Raw genomic sequence first — 17,400 nt, forward strand, 5'->3', positions numbered from 1 at the left:
CCCAATTACCCCTATTGGGGAAGCTCCATACTGTGGTAGTTTCTAATTTAAATATCTCTGGTTGCCATTTATTGATAATAGTAGACTTTTTTGAATTATAGTCTTTAGGAGACTCTCTTATTTCTCCTATTTTATCTGATAAATACTTTTTAGACAAGATTGTTTCATCCTCAATTTTCTCTATTGTATGTCCTTCGTTACCTAATTCTTTAATATAGTTTAGCAATTCTTTAAACTGATAAGAATGTTGATCTTCTAAATGCTCATAATAATCTTCTTTACTATGTAATGTTTCCTCGCAAAAAAGCAACTAACTTTTTCACTCATTTTAATCTTCCTTAACAGTTTATTTTTTCAGATAATTAATCTGCCAAAAATTCTTCATTAATAACAAGAACATTATCTGCACCCATCATTCTTATATTAAATCAAGTATCCAATTTATCCAGCCGCATATTGATGATGCTCTTCTTTCAAAGGTATCTTCAGATCTTATATTATACAAATTACTATTCTTCATTATTTCAACAATATCATAAATATTAGGAATCTGCCCATTAGTTAAACATTTTCTAAAAGTATCATTAAATGCTTTGTGCTTTAGAATTAACTCGACAAACTTCATTTGCCTTGGTTTATACTTTAACTTAAATAATCTTTGTCCTTCTGGTGTCAGCGAGAAAACAATCTGTCCATTTTCTCTTCTTTTGTCAATTAGCCCTAAATATCTACCTGCGTCTGTATAATAATTCGTCTGTCTTGGATCAAAGTCATAGTTTGTTGTAATTTCGTCCTTGGTCAACTCATTTTCATTCAATAATTCACATAAGTTTATTACTCTGCTAAATGAATTAGCTTGTGGAAACGGAATCTCTGGTTCTTTAATTAATTCAGTTTGCTCTAGCACCTGAATTATATCTTCTAAGTCTATTTCTGTATGTTCAATACTATAATTTTTTTGTTTTACTAAAACTAATGAATTATAACTATTAGTGTCTTGAAATTCATATTCATAAAATGAAAATACAGCATTAGAATATACTAGAAATATTGGTTTTACCTTTTTGCCAATATTATTACTCCATAATCTATAAGGATAGTATAATTGTCTAACAAGAAAATCATCAGATATTGAATTTTTAGCCTCTATCAACGCTAAATTTTTTATTCCCTCATAGCCACCATCTATTTCGACTTGAGAATTATTTACATTAACTAAAACGTCTTTACTCATAAACGTATTTCTTATATTAAAAGAAAAAGAACCAGAACTCATTCTACCACTAACAGTAGGCAAGATTTCTTCATCTTCTATAAAATCAGCTAATATTCCTGAAACGTAAGCGCAATTCAAGGCCATTGATTCACTTGTTATATTCTCAAAGTCAATACTTTCTATATGATTAGGAAATGATACTTTTGCTATGTTTGAATTAGCATCTGGAAGATCTTCATAAGCATCAAACTGTGAGATTAAATAGCTTCCCCTAGTTATTGGTAATATAGATAGTTGATTTTTTTCAAAGACTTTAGGAAGATTTTTTCTATGATCAAATTTTGTCATTAATCTTGCTTCTCTAAGTTTATTAATTTCAAAGGCAGTAATTTCAAACATACCGTTTTTTTCAATATGGCTCAATATTTTATGTTTAGCAAACAACTCATTCCAAGCAAAATCATTTTTCGTATTACTCATAATTCATCACGAGCACCTCATCCACTTCTCCCCTCTTATTTCCATTTGAATTAATAGCCCTTTTTGCTTGAACAACCTCTATTTTATAATCTTTATATAGTTCTAAAATAAAATTAGTTGCTGAATTGGAAAGTAAAAATTTTATTCCTTTACTATTTAACTTATCACACAGCTTTTTCAGCCTTATTTGTTCATTCCTGTCAAATCCCCCCTTATCATACCCAGTAAAATTGGCACTATTTGAAACTGGATCATATGGTGGATCTAAATATACAAAACTTCCCTTTCTAGCTCCAATGATCGCATCTTCAAAGTCGCCGCATCTAAAGGTAATATCTGCATTATTAAAATAATTACTAACAGCTCTTAATGTCACAGCATTTACTATATTAGGATTCTTATATTTTCCAAAGGGTGTATTAAACTCGCCATGTTGATTAACTCTAAATAAACCATTATAGCATGTTTTATTCAAGTAATGTATTCTTGAAGCCCTTTCAACAGGAGTTAATTTATCATATTTTTCTTTGTCTCTATCTAACTCTCTTATCTCATAAAAGTAGTCAGCCTCATTTTTATGTTTACTTAAATCTTCAATTAATTCTTCGACATTGTCTTTAATGATTTGATATAAATTAATTAATTCTTCATTTATATCATTTACTATTGCTTTTTGGGGTTGCAGATGAAATAATACTGCCCCACCACCTAAAAATGGCTCATAATATGTAGAAATTTTTGTTGGAATAATTTTTTCGATTTGTGGTAGTAATTGCCTTTTGCCCCCTACCCATTTTACAACAGGGGCTACAAGTTTATTTTTCTTCACTGCAAATCCTCCTATCTTATTTATGTTTACATTTTATCAAAAAACACGAACTATAGGTATTTATTTAATGTTGTAAACTTTTAAGCACCCTTACAAAACATTGCAATTAAGAGCGTATATTAAATTCTAATGAGTCATAATTCAATGTTACAAGTACCATTATACATATAATACCACTAAAAAACGAATAGAACAAGTGTTTGCATTCAGTTTTAGAAAAAACCTATGGTCTCCCATAGGTTTTTTTAACAATATCTTTATGCTCTTTTTTCTACTATTTTTTAAATATCCCCCTTAGCCAGCTTATGAATCCTTTGTCTTCCTTTACTTCTGTCTTTATCTCTAATTTTTCTTGTTTTTCCTCGCCCTTTATTCCTTCTGTTTTCATAATGAACTTAAGGTTTCCATCCATGTCTTCGCTTATTCCTGTGAAGCTTTTGTTGTTCTTTGATATATTTACTAACTGATCTTTATTTTCTAATACTCTTGTTATGTCAAGATCACTGCCATTTACTTCATCAGACATTTTTACTATGGCCTCGTTATGGAACTGGTTCATTCCTTCACTTAGCTCTTTTGTGCCTTCTACTAGTTGTTTACTGCCTTCTTTTAGCTTTTGTCCTCCTGCTACAAGTTCTTTTGAGCCTTCTGCAAATTTTTCTGAGCCTTCATTTGCCTTTAGGGCATTTTCATTTAGTTGCTCTGCACCTTGTTGTAGTCTAGCACTTCCTTCTACTAGTTGACCTGATGCTTCTTTTAATCCTTCTGTACCTGTGGCAAGTTCATTTAGTCCAGCGCCTATTTTTCTTTGTCCTTGATTTATATTGTCTATACCTTGGGCTAACTGTGTTGATGCTCCTTCTGCTTCTTTTAATCCTTCTTCTACTTGTGTTAATGCAGCTAATAGTTGGCCGCTAGAGTTTTTAAGTCCTTCTAGTGCTATCTTTTGCTGCCCTAATCCTTCTAACATCTTTTCAGCTAAGCCATCTGCTCCAGGGATTTTCCCTATGCCCTTAGCTAAGGCTTCTAATCCTTCTACGCCTTTTAACAATAGTTCTACTACTTTTCCTTCTTTTTCTTTTCCAGCTTTGATTTGTTTAAGTGCTTTTACACTCTTGTCTAGCCCTTGGGTCAAGCTATCTTGACCACTTTTTAAGCTTTCTGTTCCTTGGATTAATTCTTCCATCCCTCCACTTAAGGCTTTAGTGCTTTCTGGAATTTTAGCTACACCTTCTGCTGCTTTAGCTACTCCTTGAGATAATTCCATAGCTTTTGAACTAAATTCTACAGAACCATTACCTAATCCTACAAATCCTTCTCCTAATTGGTCAGCACTTTCAGATATGATGCTTACTCCATTTACCAGTTCATCTATTCCACTATCTAGTTTAAGTTGACCATCATATAGTTTTTTAGTAGCATCGTTCAATTTTTCGCTAGCTTCTTTTATTTTTTCTACTCCATCTATTAGTTCATCAAAATTATTAGCATTATCTAACCCATTTATTTCAGGTACTTCAGATGTAGCTGTAATAACTATAGGCTTCATTTCAAAATCTTTAACTTTTGCTTTTATCTCTAAATGGTTTGACAAATCTACTATATTTTTTTCTACTCCTAAGCTTTCTTTAAGTCCTGGCAATGATATAAAAGTGATTATTTGATTGCTGCCATCTGATACAATTTTTCCAGTGTTAATTTCTACATCTGTAAATTTGTCCATTGGTAAATCTACTGCTGTAGCTACCATATATGGAACATAAATCGCGCCTCTTTTATCTTTGTTTTCTATGTTTATAGTAATCCTTATGTCACCTGATTTTCCCACTATATCTTCTGGCTCTACTAGCTTTCCATCTAGGTAATATTTTATCTCTGCTTTTATTGGCAATCCTTTATCTGTTTTTCCTTGGTAGTAAATATCCTTTTTATCAGATTCCCATATAAGTTTGCCTTTTTCTGATTTTGGGACCTCATCACCTTTTACATTAATTACTTCTTTAAGTGCAGTCTTGTCCTCTACAGTTTTTAAAGGAGAGTCTGAGTGAAGCCAGATACTAGATGTGGTATCTATGGCTTCACCTTTATTGTTCAAATTCACATAGACTGTTTCCTCTTTTGTAACCTTACCTTCTGCAAAAGCAATGCTAGATGTTATCATGGATAAAACCATTACTATGGTTAGTATTTTGGCTATTGTCTTATTTGTTTTCATATGCTATCCTTCCTTTCCCTATCTTTTCCTTTATGCTTTTATTCCAGTTTCTAGATGTAACTCTTATAAGTCCTTCACCGGCTATTAGTACTCCTGGCAGGATAAATAGTATTACTCCTGTACTGATCAATGCTCCTCTTGCAATCATGGCACTCAAGCTTTTTATTATCTCAATATCAGATATAACTGCTACTCCAACAGTAGATGCAAAAAAGGTCAAGCCACTGGTAACAATTGATTTAGATGATTCTCTAACAGTAATCTCCATAGCTTTAAATTTATCGTGACCATTTCTTAATTCTTCTCTAAACCTAGTAGTCAATAGTATGGCATAGTCTACTGTTGCTCCTAATTGGATTGAGCCTATTACGATGCTTGCTATAAATGGTATAGAGTGGCCTAAGTAATAAGGGATACTCATGTTAATAAATATAGCTAACATTATTAATATTATCAAAAATAATGGTATAGAAAATGAAGTAAATACTATGAGGATTATGGCAAATACTGCTATGCTAGATAGGATATTTACCCTCTTGAAGTCATTATCTGCTATATCTACTAAATCCTTTGTCAGTACTCCCTCTCCAGTTAATATAGCTGTTTTATCATATTTTTTAACTATGCTTTCTACCTTTTCTATTTGAGCATTTTCTTCTTCTGTTGCTGCTTTAAACTTGGAGTTAATAAGTATTTGTTTATAATCCCCTTGCTCAAACCTATCCTTTAATGCATCTGGGATGAAGTTTTCTGGTATACTTGGTCCTATTAGTTTCTGATAGGACAGCACATTTTCTATTCCCTCTACCTTTTCAACTTCTTCTATCATCTTCTTTATTTCATAATTTGGTACATCCTTTGATAGTAGTACCATATGAGTTGTCATCATATTATAATCGTCTTTTAATTTTCTAAATGCTACTATAGACTCCATGTCATCTGGCAGAGATTCATCTAGGTTATAATAGATGTCGTTATTTTTTTCACCGTAGAAAGCTGGCAAAAATATTAATATAGCCAACAATATAAAAGCTTTGTAATGTTTAGTAACTAAATTTGCCAATCCTCCAAACTCTGGTAGCACAGTGCCATGGTTGAAGCGAGCTATGACTTTATCAAAGGTTAGTATAAGTGCAGGTAGTATAGTTAGTACTGACAATACACCTAATAGTACTCCCTTAGCCATTACAAACCCTATATCTTTTCCTATAGTCAATTCCATAACAGCTATGGCCAAGAATCCGGCTACAGTAGTCATAGAGCTACCTACTATAGATGAGGCTGTTTTGTATATAGCCTTCGCCATGGCTTCATTTTTATCTTCTAGGTTTTTGCATTCTTCTTCGTATCTATGAAGCAAGAATATGGAATAATCCATGGTAACTCCTAGCTGTAGCACCGCTGCCAAGGATTGAGTTATATAAGATATCTCTCCAAAAAATACGTTGGTTCCAAAGTTATATAGTATGGCGTAACCTATACTTATCAGTATTATGAATGGAACTATAGTAGATTCTAATGTTAACATCAATACTATAGTTGCCAAGGCTACAGCCAATAGCACATAAATTGGGGTTTGTTTGTCTGCTAAATCCACTGTATCCTTTAGTACTGCTGACATTCCACTTAGGAAGCATTGTTTATTAAGTATACTTCTTATATCCTCTATGGCTTGTTGCGTAGCAGCTGATGATGATTCATTACTAAACTTTATCATTAACAAAGTGGAATTATCTCTATAGAACATTTCCTTCAGTTCCTCTGGTAGCATTTCCTTTGGTATGGATATGTCTAAAAAGTCATCTACCCATACTACATTTTCTACGCCTTCTATCTGAGATATTTTGTCCTTAATCTTCACTACATCTTTTGCTTCCATATTTTCCACCACTAACATGCCAGTGGCAGAACTGTTAAATACATCATTCATTATTTCCTGCCCCTGAACTGATTCTAAGTTCTTAGGCAAATATGTTAAGATATCATAGTTGATTTTTGTCATTGCTGCCCCGTATATTGATGGCAACAATAGTAATGTAGCAATTAGTAGAACCATTTTTCTATGCTTTGCTACAAAGAGGCCAAATTTGTTCATGTGATCATCTCCTAAATTATTTTCTTTATAGTTTCAAAAAGAATTGGCTTCATTTCATCTATATCAGCAGGTTCTTTTAATATTATGGAACTATAACATACAGAACCTGTTAACTCTATAATCATAAACAACATTTTATCTATTTCATCTTTAGGCAATTGTGTTTTTTCGTATCCTCTTTCAAACATGCTATATATTTCATACACTTCTTCATAGTCTTTATAGGCTTTTTTAAATACTCCCCAAGATAGATTCTTGTATATTAGTTTGAGCATCAGTTTTTCATCTTTAAAGTATTCAATGATATAATCTATGAAATAGAGAAGCTCCTCTTCAAAGCTTTCAAACGTCCTTTCCTTAGTTTGATTAATAGCTTTGCTTAAGACGTGAGCACTTTTGTTTAAAATAATCCTATCTAATATGTCATATTTATCTTTAAAGTACAGGTAAAATGTTCCCTTAGCTACTCCTGCCTTCTTAACTATGTCGCTAATAGCCGTATCGTTTATACCTTTAGTAGTAAACAGGTTATAAGCTGCATCATATAGAGAACTTTCCTTTTGTTTTTTATTGTTTTCAACCTTTGACATGGTTTTGTACCTCCCCTGAAAATGACCATTGGTCAATTATGAATATTATTATAGCACTATAATGACCATTGGTCAACTTTTTTATTCAAAAAATATAAAAAGCCGAGAATTCTCGACTTATGATTTGCTTGTAAACACTATTATTTTAGCATAACAATAACTCACCTATAAATAATCCCGAAAGATCTCAATAAATAATAAGTTGTTCTAAATATCCTCCACAAAATCTATTCCTTCTATTTTAGAAATACCTGTGACCACTTTTTCATGGTTACGTCTTTGGTCCAAACGTAATGTAAGTATTGCTGCTACTTTCGAATTATTTCCGTAATATTGTCTTAATATTTCTATATTGTCAATATGTATTGAATTTAACTTAATCCCATCTAGTACTTTGTTAATTGAAGCCATTTCACTAAATTCAACGTATATATTTAATATCTTTGACTTGGATAGCATTAAATTCTCTATTCTACGAAGAACAACAGTTACAAATAAAATTAATATCAAAGCTACTATTGCTCCTCTATAAAAACCTATACCGATTGTAAGCCCCATACACGCTGTTGTCCATAATCCAGCTGCAGTAGTAAGTCCTTTTACTTGATTTTTGCCTGTAATAATAATAGTCCCTACTCCTAAAAATCCTATTCCAGATATTACCTGAGCCCCTAGTCTTGCAGGATCTCCTACTCCAAATTCTTGATAAACATATTGATTAGTTAAAATAACCAATGCTGAGCCTAAGCATACAAGTATATGTGTACGGAAACCAGCTGGTTGTCCTTTTTTTCCTCTCTCAAGTCCAATAATTCCGCCTGAAATTACCGCTAATACAAGGCGAATTATAATAGATGTATCATTAACACTTGAAATATCGCCAAAAATTTCTAACATAAAATAGTCTCCTTTAAATAGTATATAAGAAGTCTTTAGTTATTTAATTATTTTATTTTGATATTTTTTAGGAGAAATTCCTATCATTTTTTTAAAAACCAAACTAAAATAACGATAATCTTTATATCCAACTTCCTCAGCAATTCTATAAATGGGCAATTTATTTTCTTTCATTAATTCTATAGCTTTTCTTATTCTCACCTGAGTTAGGTATTCAATAAAGGTTATATTTATCTCTTGTTTGAATAGTTTTGTTAAATAACTTTCACTAATAGATAGCTCCTTAGTAACATCCTTGATAGACAAGTCTTCCATATAATATGATTGGATATGTTCAATGGCATTTCTTAAGTGAATGCTCAAATTTTTATCTGCATAATCTTCAAGCATATTTGCTTTTATATCTTCTATTAACAATGTATCTCTTAATTTATGGTTTATAATTTCAGTATTTTTACGTTCTTCAATTCTACTAATTATTTTTTCTATTGTTTGGATTAATTCTGTATCAGAGATGGGCTTAAGTATATAATCGTTAACCTCAAGCTTAATAGCGCTTAAGGCATATTCAAATTCACTATATCCGCTAATCACAACAAATTCAGCATTGGAGCCTTTTGCTTTTAATTCTTTAATCAATTCCAATCCATCCATTTTAGGCATTCTAATATCAGTGATTACAATATCAGGCTCAAGCTTTAATATCTCCTCCAATGCAGCATGTCCGTTTCCTGCTTGTCCAACTACATTGCAATTCAAGCTTTCCCATGGAGTTGTTAATACAAGTTCTTTTCGAACTAAAATAGAATCATCTGCAATATATACTTTATACATGGTCCCATCCTTTCAATATTGTGTTACTCGTTTAAAATATTGTTTATAATGCTCTGAATTTCTTGTAATCCTTTATCTGCCTCATATTTTTTGTAAATTACATTTCCTAACATGTTTTCTAGTAGCAAGTTTATTTTAGTATTTTGATTGATTGCCATACCGCTACACCCGTTATAGTTTCTTTTTATAGCTTTCAAGTATGATGGATTGTCAACACTTCCTGAACTAATACAATTTTCTTTCTGAGAAACAGTTATAGGTATATGCCCATTGTTCATTAATTCAACATCCTCTGTAGCAATTTCCCAAAATTTCTGTAATGCATTCCAAGATTTATTATATTCAGTTTTGTCAGATTGTTTTATAAGATATAAATTGCTACCTTGAAGTGGGAAAAATGTATTTTCATCAAGCATTAAGGGGATATAAGATATTGGGAAATTGGCTGTGTTTATGAGCTTGTTTGCATAATACGTATTGCTTACTAAAGTAGAGATGTTTCCATCTAAAAATACTTCCATTCCCTTCAATGCATTTTGAGTGTAATTCTCTATACTTTTATTCTCGACTCCCTTTTGTGCCATATCCAGTATATTGATTTTATTATCATCTAAAATATTCAGATACTTTCCTTTTTGGTTTAATGCAATGCTGTCGAATGGTGAATTATATGAAATATATTCAATTAAAACCTCTGATAGTGGTGCAAGTAGACTTGTTTTATTGGTTTTCTTATTTTGCTCTTCTGCTAATAATAATAATTCCGGTAATGTAATTGAGTCGTCAGTATAGTTGATAAGATTTTTATTAAATAAAACTACTCTTGCATTTCTCAGCATAGGAATACTCCATAACTTCCCATCAGCAGTTGAGTTAGCCATAGAATTTGGTGTCATTTGCTCTAACCAATTTGTTCCGAAGCTTTCTGTTACATATGAATCTACTGGTTCTATTAAACCTAATTCAACAAGTGAATATATTTGATTTGAACCTAAACATGCAATATCGTATTTTTGATTTGCTTCTTTTACATAGATTAATTTCAATATAGCTTCAACATCTAATTGAACAAAATAAGGTATAGCCTGAATCTTGGAACTGTTTTTATTAAATGCAGAAATATGCTTTTCAAAAATTTCTTTATTGCCATTATTACCATCTAAGGATATTAATATATTAATCTTAGAAATTCCATCATTATTCTTTTCAGCCTTGTTTTTTTCATCATTTTTGTAGACTCTTGATAATGCAAAAAATATTATAATAACTAATATGATGAAAATTATATTCCTTTTTTTCATGATGGAACCTCCTGTTTCTCTCAGCTTATGATTAATCAATCTGATATGGCAAAATAACAATGACCTTTGTATAACTACCTTTTTCACTTTCAATTTTGATTCCATACTCACTGCCATATGTTAATAATAATCTTTTTTGTACGTTTTCAAGACCTAAACCACCATACAAAGATGAACTCTTCCCAGTATTATTAATATACTGCATATATTCTTCATCTACCCCAACTCCATTATCATATACTTCTAATTTTACCCTTCCTTTATCATCTCTTCCTCCTGTGATTTTGAGAATTGATTCTTCTTCTCCACTTTCAAGTCCATGAACAATAGAGTTTTCAATAATAGGCTGTAATATTAAATTAGGAATTTTACAATTCAAAATTGATTCATCTATTTCAATTACCACTTCAAAATTGTTATCATATCTAACCTTCTGAAGCTCTAAATAATCATTTAAGAATAATAAATCTTCTTCAAGAGTAACAAACTTTTCTTGATAAGATATACTGTGCCTCAATAGCTTTCCTAAGCTGATTACAAATGTAGATACTTCTTCTGTTCTCCCTAGCTTTGCTAAAGCCTTAATTTCGTTTAACATATTATATAAAAAATGGGGACTTATTTGTGCCTGTAGTGCTTTTATTTCTGCGTTTTTTTCACGTTCTGTTTGCTCAACAACTCTTTCTAGTAGAATATTTATCTCATCAAGCATTTTATTGAATCCTTTTGCTACCATTGACATTTCATCATCTTGATTTGCATCTTCCTTGATACGAACTTGTATATTTCCTTCTGATATTTTTTGCATTCCTTCTACTACAGTTTCTATGGGCCTATATAGCCGCCTAACTTGGACTTTTACTACGATAAAGCATATAAGAAAAACAAGTACAACTATTATCAGAGATATTTTAATCAGTAATACTATGCTCTTATGAAAATTACGAACTTTAACAAATGTAAACAAAGAAAAATCTTTTTTTTGTTCTTGTTTAACTACGAAAATGGTTTCATTTTTATCATTATCAATTTGATTTAGATTCTTATAATTCCATTTAACTATTTTTTCTGGTAATACAGAAAATCCTTCTTTAAAATGTGACGTTGTATCTAAAATAATTACATTGTTATTACATGATAATAAGTATTCTGTATCTTCTCCGCTAGTAAATGGCAACTGATTTAATAAAGTACTCCTATATACATCTAGAATTACATACCCTATAATATTATTTTTATTATCAAGAATGGCTTTGCCCATACTCAGTGAAATTGTTTGGCCGTTTTCAGTATAATAGTTACTCGGAAAAATAATCACCTTATATGGGCTATTTCTTGTTTTATACAAGATTCCCCACTCTGAATAAATTGATTGATCATATAGACTAGACTTTGTATTTGTATCATAGCTCATAGGGCTGTCATAGTCTATAATATGAATTTCAATTTTCCCTTTACGTCCTGTCAAAAGTGAGTCAACTTTAAATCCCACTTCATTTAATAGGCTCTTATCATTATTTATCAATGCATTCTGGACCGAGCTTTCATCTGATAGGCCATACAAAATATTGTTATATTCATCGATTAGATTCTCATAGCTCTCTATAGCTGCATTACTTATAGAAGTAACCTTTCTATCATGTTCTTCAACTGTCATTTTGTAATTAATAAATAATATTGCTATAACACAGATGACTAATGGAATGATTGAACTGCATAAAAATGCAGTAAAAAGTTTTTTAAAATAATTTCTGCTAACTTCAGATTTATGCACTCAATTTCACTCCCGATATTTGTCATGTTTTTATTATAACACCTTTTTTGTACAGAGAACTACCCCAACATATGGGATTTGCAACAATTTATTTATTAGATATTTGATGACAAATATTCAATTTCCCTTAATAATTCTTCTTTAGAAAGATTTGTATGTGGTTCATATTCTAATACAATATCTGAATTAGGTGTATATTTCTTGTATAATGATAAGAAATTCAAGTAATCAAAAGAACCATTCATTATACTATTGTGTTGATCTCTTACTCCATCATTATTATGAAAGTGGTATGCTTGTACACGTTTAGCATATTTTGATAAAAACTCTTCAATATCCATTTTATTAATATGAGCATGACCAATGTCAATAATTGAAAGTGCTTTTGAATTTGATTTAAAAATTTCACCATACTCTTCATTATTATATAGAGGCAATTTTCCTTTAGGAAATGCTATATTCTCAATTAGCATGTTTACATTATGTTGTTCAGCTAAATTTATAAGGGTAACTATATTCTGTTTACTAGTTTGTTGAGCATCTTTTATGCTGTTTTCATCAAACCCAATTTGTGTATAATGAAATACTACATGCTTTACTTCATACTCTTTTGCTAGTGAAAATACTTTGTCATAGCTATTAATAAGCCAATCAAACTCTTTTGTTCCTGGCTTTGATGTAGCTTCTACACCAATATAAGGGCCATGAAAAGAAATTGGACATTTGAGCTTTTCTAAAACATTTCTTAGTCTATTCCAATATTCCTCGTCATGGGTAAATGCAATCAATTCGACTCCCAATCCTGGAAGTGGTTGATCATTAATCCACATAGCCAGCTCTTCCATAGCATCTAAACCTTTTATAAGTGAACTTATATAAAAACTCATGTCTTTACCTCCTATAAATTAGCTGGATATCCGATTGATTTAGTAGTTTTAGCATCGAAGAAATGTAATTTTGAAGGGATAATATTCCAATAAACATTTTCGTTATCTGAAATCACATTCTCAGACATTATTGATATTATCTCATCTTCACCAATATTAAAGTAGAACCCAACTCTATTTCCATAATCTTCAATATATTCTACTTTAACTGGTATACTCATATCTCCTGCAGTATTACATAATTGAATATTCTCCGGTCTTATTCCAAGCATGATTTCCTGAGCTTTTGATTCTTTTATTTGTTTTAACCATATTTCTGGCAATACTACCCTATGGTTTCCTAATATCATATTGTTGCCATCTATTTTTACAGGAACAACATTCATAGATGGTGAGCCAATGAATTTTGCTACAAAAATATTAGCTGGTTTATGATATACATTATATGGTGTATCTATCATTTGTAGATTCCCTTGATTCATTAACGCAATTCTATGCCCAATTGTCATAGCCTCGATTTGGTCATGAGTTACATATACAAATGTTTGATTGTACATTTCATGTATTTTTACTAATTCTTTTCTAGCATATCCACGTAATTGAGCATCCAAATTTGATAATGGTTCATCTAACAAAAAAAAATCTGCTTTTTTTACAATTGCTCTTGCTAATGCTACTCTTTGTCTTTGTCCACCAGATAATTCTCTAGGATATCTGTTTTCTAATCCTTTAAGACCTAACATTCTAACAGCTTCTTCTACTCTCTCTTTTATAACTTCTTTTTTTTCTTTATTTATTTTTAGTCCATATCCTACATTTTCGCTAATAGTCATATGAGGATATAGTGCATAATTTTGAAATACCATAGCAATACTTCTATCACCGCTGTCAATATCATTTGCTAATTTATTGTTAAGATAAAGTTCTCCTGATGTAACTGTTTCTAGTCCACTAATCATTCTTAATATTGTCGATTTTCCGCATCCAGATGCTCCTAATAGAATAATTCGTTCTCCCTTTTTTATCTCTAGGTTTAAATCTTTTATAACTTTAACTTTTCCAAACGACTTGGTAACATTCTTGAATTCTATGCTATTCATATTAGTCCTCCATTTTTCTATAATCTATTTGAATTATCAGATGATATATGTTATCTAGCCTTTGATACCAGATTGAGTAAATGTGCTTATTATAAATTTCTGGCATACGGAATATATTGACAATGGTAATATCATAGTTAGTACAGATATTGCCATAGCAACTGGAATATCGGTACCACCTTCTGCACTTACAAACATTTGTAAAGCTAAGGATAAAGTATAATTTTCTGTGCTCTTTAAAATAAGTGATGGCCATACATATTCATTCCATGAATTTATAAAGAATATTATTCCTATTGATAAAATTGCTGGTCTTATAAGAGGTACAATTATTGTACTTAGAATCTTTACATGAGGTGTTTTTTCAAGTTTAGCCACCTCTAATAATGATTTAGGAACACCTCTCATATGCTGTCTAAGTAAAAAAATACCTGTAGCATCTGCTAGCTGTGGTAGTGCAACACCTATGATATTATCTCTAAGCCCTATTTTGGATATTGTAATAAAATTAGGTATCATTGTTACTGTAAATGGGATAAATATTGTACTTATCAATATAAAATATACTATGTTTTTGCCTTTAAAATCTAAAAATACGAAGCTATATGCTGCTAAGATTCCTGTAGCCAATTTGAATATAGTTACAATAGTTGCAATAGTAAATGTATTCATAGTAATCTTGATAAAAGGAATTATACTAATTACTCTTTCATATGCAGAAGTTGTTGGATTGTTAGGAATCAGTGATAGATTATTATTGAATGCTTCGTTTAATGATTTAAATGAAGTTGATACTGCAAATAATATGGGATACAAAAGTATTAATACTAGAACAATAAAAACAAAATGCCATTTTATCTCTGGCTTTTGATTAATTCTCATAGTAAACACCCCTCTCCACATACTTAAATTCTATATAAAGTAAAATTAAAAAAATCAACATTGTAATAACTGATAATGCAGAGGAACGACCTGTATTATAAAAAGTAAATGCTTCTTGATAACCTCTGTAGATAATATTTGAGCTTGCGTTATTAGGTCCACCTTGTGTAAGTACTTTGATTGGAGTAAATACATACTGTAGTCCTTGAACTATACTCATTATCAGAATGTATACTGCAGAAGAAGATGTTAAAGGTACTACTATTTTTGTAAAAATCTTTCTATTAGGCGTTTTTTCTAATCTAGCTGCTTCAATTAGCTCATCAGGTACACTGCTTACACCAGATAAAAGTACTAGGAAGTTATAACCAAATGCTTTATAAACTGCTACCAAGCTAATTACGAATATTACCAAGCCCTTGGTCTTTGACCAGGTTGGCATAGTGATACCAACTTGAGAAAGCACAGCACTAACAGGACCTGAAACTGGGTTAAATATCCACTGTAATACAATAGCTCCAACCACTAATGATATTAAGCTAGGCATAAAAATTAAAGATTTATATAATGACTTGAATTTTTTTATAACAAATGTGTTAACAAAAGCTAGAATATAAGGTACTAAAAAGTTTAATATTACTAAAATAACTAGATATAAAAGGGTATTAGAAAATATTTGTATTGTTTCGGGATCTTTAAATAAAGCAATATAGTTTTTCAAACCGACCATAGTTTTTGTAGGAGAGACCATATTCCATTTAAAAAAGCTTAAGTAAAATGTATACGCTAGTGGCCAAAACATAAATAAAATGAATCCCAGCATTGCTGGTGAGACAAATAACCATGCAAGGAAATTTTCCTTCATTGCTTTGTTTGATTTTTTTCGTTTAGGATCATGATTTCTTGCCATTTATAACTTCCTTTCATAATATTATAAAAAAACTATTTGAATTTTATGGCATAAGTCCATAAGTCTATATAAACAAAACATCCGACGTATTGCGTTGGATGTTTTGTTATGTCATTATTCACTAAGCAATTTATTTAATTCGTCTTGAGCTGAAGTTAATGCCTCTTCTACTGAAGCTTCTCCACCCAAAATTTTATCTCTAGTATCAGCAAACAATTGCTCTGCTCTCGTTCCTACGTCTCCTGGGAAAGCTACCCATGAATATATTCCATCCATTTCACTAAAAGCAACACCTAAAAGCTGATTTTCTTCAATATACGCCTTTAAACCATCTGGATCTTCTGCTACATCTTGTCTTGGAGGTAAGTATCCAGTGTTTTGTGACCATTTTGCTAACCATTCAGGTTGCATAATAAATTTAATGAATTCCCAAGCTGCTTTTTGCTCTTCTTCTGATTGTGCCATTATTGGTAAGAAGTTTCCACCAGCAGGAATTCTTCTATCCTTTCCTTCGAAAACTGGGAACTCTGTAGCTCTTAAGTCAAATTGTGAAGCTGATTGGATTGTTCCAATTTTAGCACTTGTACCAGCAAATATTCCAACTTTTCCATTTATAAATGTTTGAATTCCTTCATCTGCTGTAATATGCAATGCTGATTTATCAACTAAAACCATGTCCGCTAACAATTGATATGCCTCTACTGCTTCAGGTGATGCAAATGCTGCACGATTATCCTCTGATAGGATTTTAGCACCATTGCTTTCAAGTAACCCTTGTACTGCCCAGTTATCAGCATATTCTTGCATGTAGAATCCATACTCACCAGTCTTTTCTGAAATTTGCTTTGCATAGGCTCTAACTTCTTCCCATGTCTTTGGAGGTTGATCTGGATCTAACCCTGCTGCTTTAAATAAATCTGCATTATAATAAATAATTGGTGTACTTATGGAGAAAGGAATTCCTACCTGTTCACCATCAACTTGTGCTAAAGATAAAATGTTATCTAAGAATGTTTCAGACAAGTAATTTTTATCTTCTGGAACATATTTTTCAACAATTTCTTTAGGACTTGTATAGTTGAAGTTTGCTGCAAAATATTTTAAGTAATTGTATCCAATCATTACAATTGATGGATTGTTACCAGAAGCAACTTCAGCCTGTAGATTTTGCATTAATCCTGGGTACATATCAGGATTGTATACTTCTTTTACTTTGATTCTGTCTTGAGAAGCATTAAATTCTTCTACCATTTCTTTTATTACAGGTGCACCAAAGTTCTCTGAATAAACATGCCAAAAAGTAATTTCAATAGGTCCTTCTGTTTCAGCATCATTATTTTTACTGCTACATCCTGTCATAAGTCCTATCATCAATACAACAGATAACAGT

General features: G+C 31.2%; 14 protein-coding genes and 1 pseudogene. All 15 read right to left on the reverse strand.

Going from position 1 to position 17,400, the window contains the following annotated elements; all coding sequences use genetic code 11:
* A pseudogene (locus ABV008_RS02120) lies at positions 1 to 310 on the reverse strand (hypothetical protein); the annotation flags it as partial.
* A gap of 108 nt (positions 311 to 418) precedes the next feature.
* Entirely contained in the window at positions 419 to 1,696 is a 1,278-nt protein-coding gene (locus ABV008_RS02125; protein WP_352418164.1) for a type II restriction enzyme, read from the reverse strand.
* A complete protein-coding gene (locus tag ABV008_RS02130; protein ID WP_352418165.1) occupies positions 1,689 to 2,525 on the reverse strand; it encodes a DNA adenine methylase in 837 nt (278 codons plus the stop codon). Before ABV008_RS02130 ends, ABV008_RS02125 begins: the two co-directional genes overlap by 8 nt.
* 274 nt (positions 2,526 to 2,799) lie before the next feature.
* The gene (locus ABV008_RS02135; protein WP_352418166.1) at positions 2,800 to 4,740 is read right to left on the reverse strand and encodes a methyl-accepting chemotaxis protein; all 1,941 of its coding nucleotides are present in this window, start codon (positions 4,738 to 4,740) and stop codon (positions 2,800 to 2,802) included.
* Positions 4,727 to 6,835, reverse strand: a complete 2,109-nt coding sequence (locus ABV008_RS02140; RefSeq protein WP_352418167.1) for an efflux RND transporter permease subunit — start codon at positions 6,833 to 6,835, stop codon at positions 4,727 to 4,729. Before ABV008_RS02140 ends, ABV008_RS02135 begins: the two co-directional genes overlap by 14 nt.
* An 11-nt stretch (positions 6,836 to 6,846) precedes the next feature.
* Entirely contained in the window at positions 6,847 to 7,425 is a 579-nt protein-coding gene (locus ABV008_RS02145; RefSeq protein WP_352418168.1) for a TetR/AcrR family transcriptional regulator, read from the reverse strand.
* A gap of 207 nt (positions 7,426 to 7,632) precedes the next feature.
* Positions 7,633 to 8,322 (reverse strand): MgtC/SapB family protein, encoded by a 690-nt coding sequence (locus ABV008_RS02150; protein ID WP_352418169.1) that lies wholly within the window; start codon positions 8,320 to 8,322, stop codon positions 7,633 to 7,635.
* Positions 8,323 to 8,361: 39 nt separating this feature from the next.
* The gene (locus tag ABV008_RS02155) at positions 8,362 to 9,156 is read right to left on the reverse strand and encodes a response regulator transcription factor (protein WP_352418170.1); all 795 of its coding nucleotides are present in this window, start codon (positions 9,154 to 9,156) and stop codon (positions 8,362 to 8,364) included.
* A 23-nt stretch (positions 9,157 to 9,179) separates the two neighbouring features.
* Complete coding sequence (locus tag ABV008_RS02160; RefSeq protein WP_352418171.1) at positions 9,180 to 10,457, reverse strand: type 2 periplasmic-binding domain-containing protein; 1,278 nt, start codon at positions 10,455 to 10,457, stop codon at positions 9,180 to 9,182.
* 31 nt (positions 10,458 to 10,488) lie between these two features.
* Positions 10,489 to 12,231, reverse strand: coding sequence for a sensor histidine kinase (locus ABV008_RS02165; protein ID WP_352418172.1), 1,743 nt, complete (start codon positions 12,229 to 12,231; stop codon positions 10,489 to 10,491).
* A 95-nt stretch (positions 12,232 to 12,326) separates the two neighbouring features.
* The gene (locus tag ABV008_RS02170) at positions 12,327 to 13,118 is read right to left on the reverse strand and encodes a sugar phosphate isomerase/epimerase family protein (protein ID WP_352418173.1); all 792 of its coding nucleotides are present in this window, start codon (positions 13,116 to 13,118) and stop codon (positions 12,327 to 12,329) included.
* Positions 13,119 to 13,129: 11 nt separating this feature from the next.
* Positions 13,130 to 14,218 (reverse strand): ABC transporter ATP-binding protein, encoded by a 1,089-nt coding sequence (locus tag ABV008_RS02175; RefSeq protein WP_352418174.1) that lies wholly within the window; start codon positions 14,216 to 14,218, stop codon positions 13,130 to 13,132.
* Between the two features lie 54 nt (positions 14,219 to 14,272).
* Positions 14,273 to 15,100, reverse strand: coding sequence for a carbohydrate ABC transporter permease (locus ABV008_RS02180; protein ID WP_352418175.1), 828 nt, complete (start codon positions 15,098 to 15,100; stop codon positions 14,273 to 14,275).
* A complete protein-coding gene (locus tag ABV008_RS02185) occupies positions 15,090 to 16,010 on the reverse strand; it encodes a carbohydrate ABC transporter permease (protein WP_352418176.1) in 921 nt (306 codons plus the stop codon). Before ABV008_RS02185 ends, ABV008_RS02180 begins: the two co-directional genes overlap by 11 nt.
* 114 nt (positions 16,011 to 16,124) lie before the next feature.
* A partial coding sequence (locus tag ABV008_RS02190; RefSeq protein WP_352418177.1) for an ABC transporter substrate-binding protein occupies positions 16,125 to 17,400 on the reverse strand: 1,276 nt, incomplete at its 5' end.

It is taken from the genome of Proteiniborus sp., assembly GCF_040308045.1.
In the GTDB taxonomy this organism is placed as follows: domain Bacteria; phylum Bacillota; class Clostridia; order Tissierellales; family Proteiniboraceae; genus Proteiniborus.

What these genes read in the sequence shown, in the direction of transcription:
- ABV008_RS02125 (WP_352418164.1), bottom strand. Translation starts at nt 1,696, where the DNA reads ATGAGTAATACGAAAAATGATTTTGCTTGGAATGAGTTGTTTGCTAAA.
- ABV008_RS02135 (WP_352418166.1), bottom strand. Translation starts at nt 4,740, where the DNA reads ATGAAAACAAATAAGACAATAGCCAAAATACTAACCATAGTAATGGTT.
- ABV008_RS02140 (WP_352418167.1), bottom strand. Translation starts at nt 6,835, where the DNA reads ATGAACAAATTTGGCCTCTTTGTAGCAAAGCATAGAAAAATGGTTCTA.
- ABV008_RS02145 (WP_352418168.1), bottom strand. Translation starts at nt 7,425, where the DNA reads ATGTCAAAGGTTGAAAACAATAAAAAACAAAAGGAAAGTTCTCTATAT.
- ABV008_RS02150 (WP_352418169.1), bottom strand. Translation starts at nt 8,322, where the DNA reads ATGTTAGAAATTTTTGGCGATATTTCAAGTGTTAATGATACATCTATT.
- ABV008_RS02155 (WP_352418170.1), bottom strand. Translation starts at nt 9,156, where the DNA reads ATGTATAAAGTATATATTGCAGATGATTCTATTTTAGTTCGAAAAGAA.
- ABV008_RS02160 (WP_352418171.1), bottom strand. Translation starts at nt 10,457, where the DNA reads ATGAAAAAAAGGAATATAATTTTCATCATATTAGTTATTATAATATTT.
- ABV008_RS02170 (WP_352418173.1), bottom strand. Translation starts at nt 13,118, where the DNA reads ATGAGTTTTTATATAAGTTCACTTATAAAAGGTTTAGATGCTATGGAA.
- ABV008_RS02175 (WP_352418174.1), bottom strand. Translation starts at nt 14,218, where the DNA reads ATGAATAGCATAGAATTCAAGAATGTTACCAAGTCGTTTGGAAAAGTT.
- ABV008_RS02180 (WP_352418175.1), bottom strand. Translation starts at nt 15,100, where the DNA reads ATGAGAATTAATCAAAAGCCAGAGATAAAATGGCATTTTGTTTTTATT.
- ABV008_RS02185 (WP_352418176.1), bottom strand. Translation starts at nt 16,010, where the DNA reads ATGGCAAGAAATCATGATCCTAAACGAAAAAAATCAAACAAAGCAATG.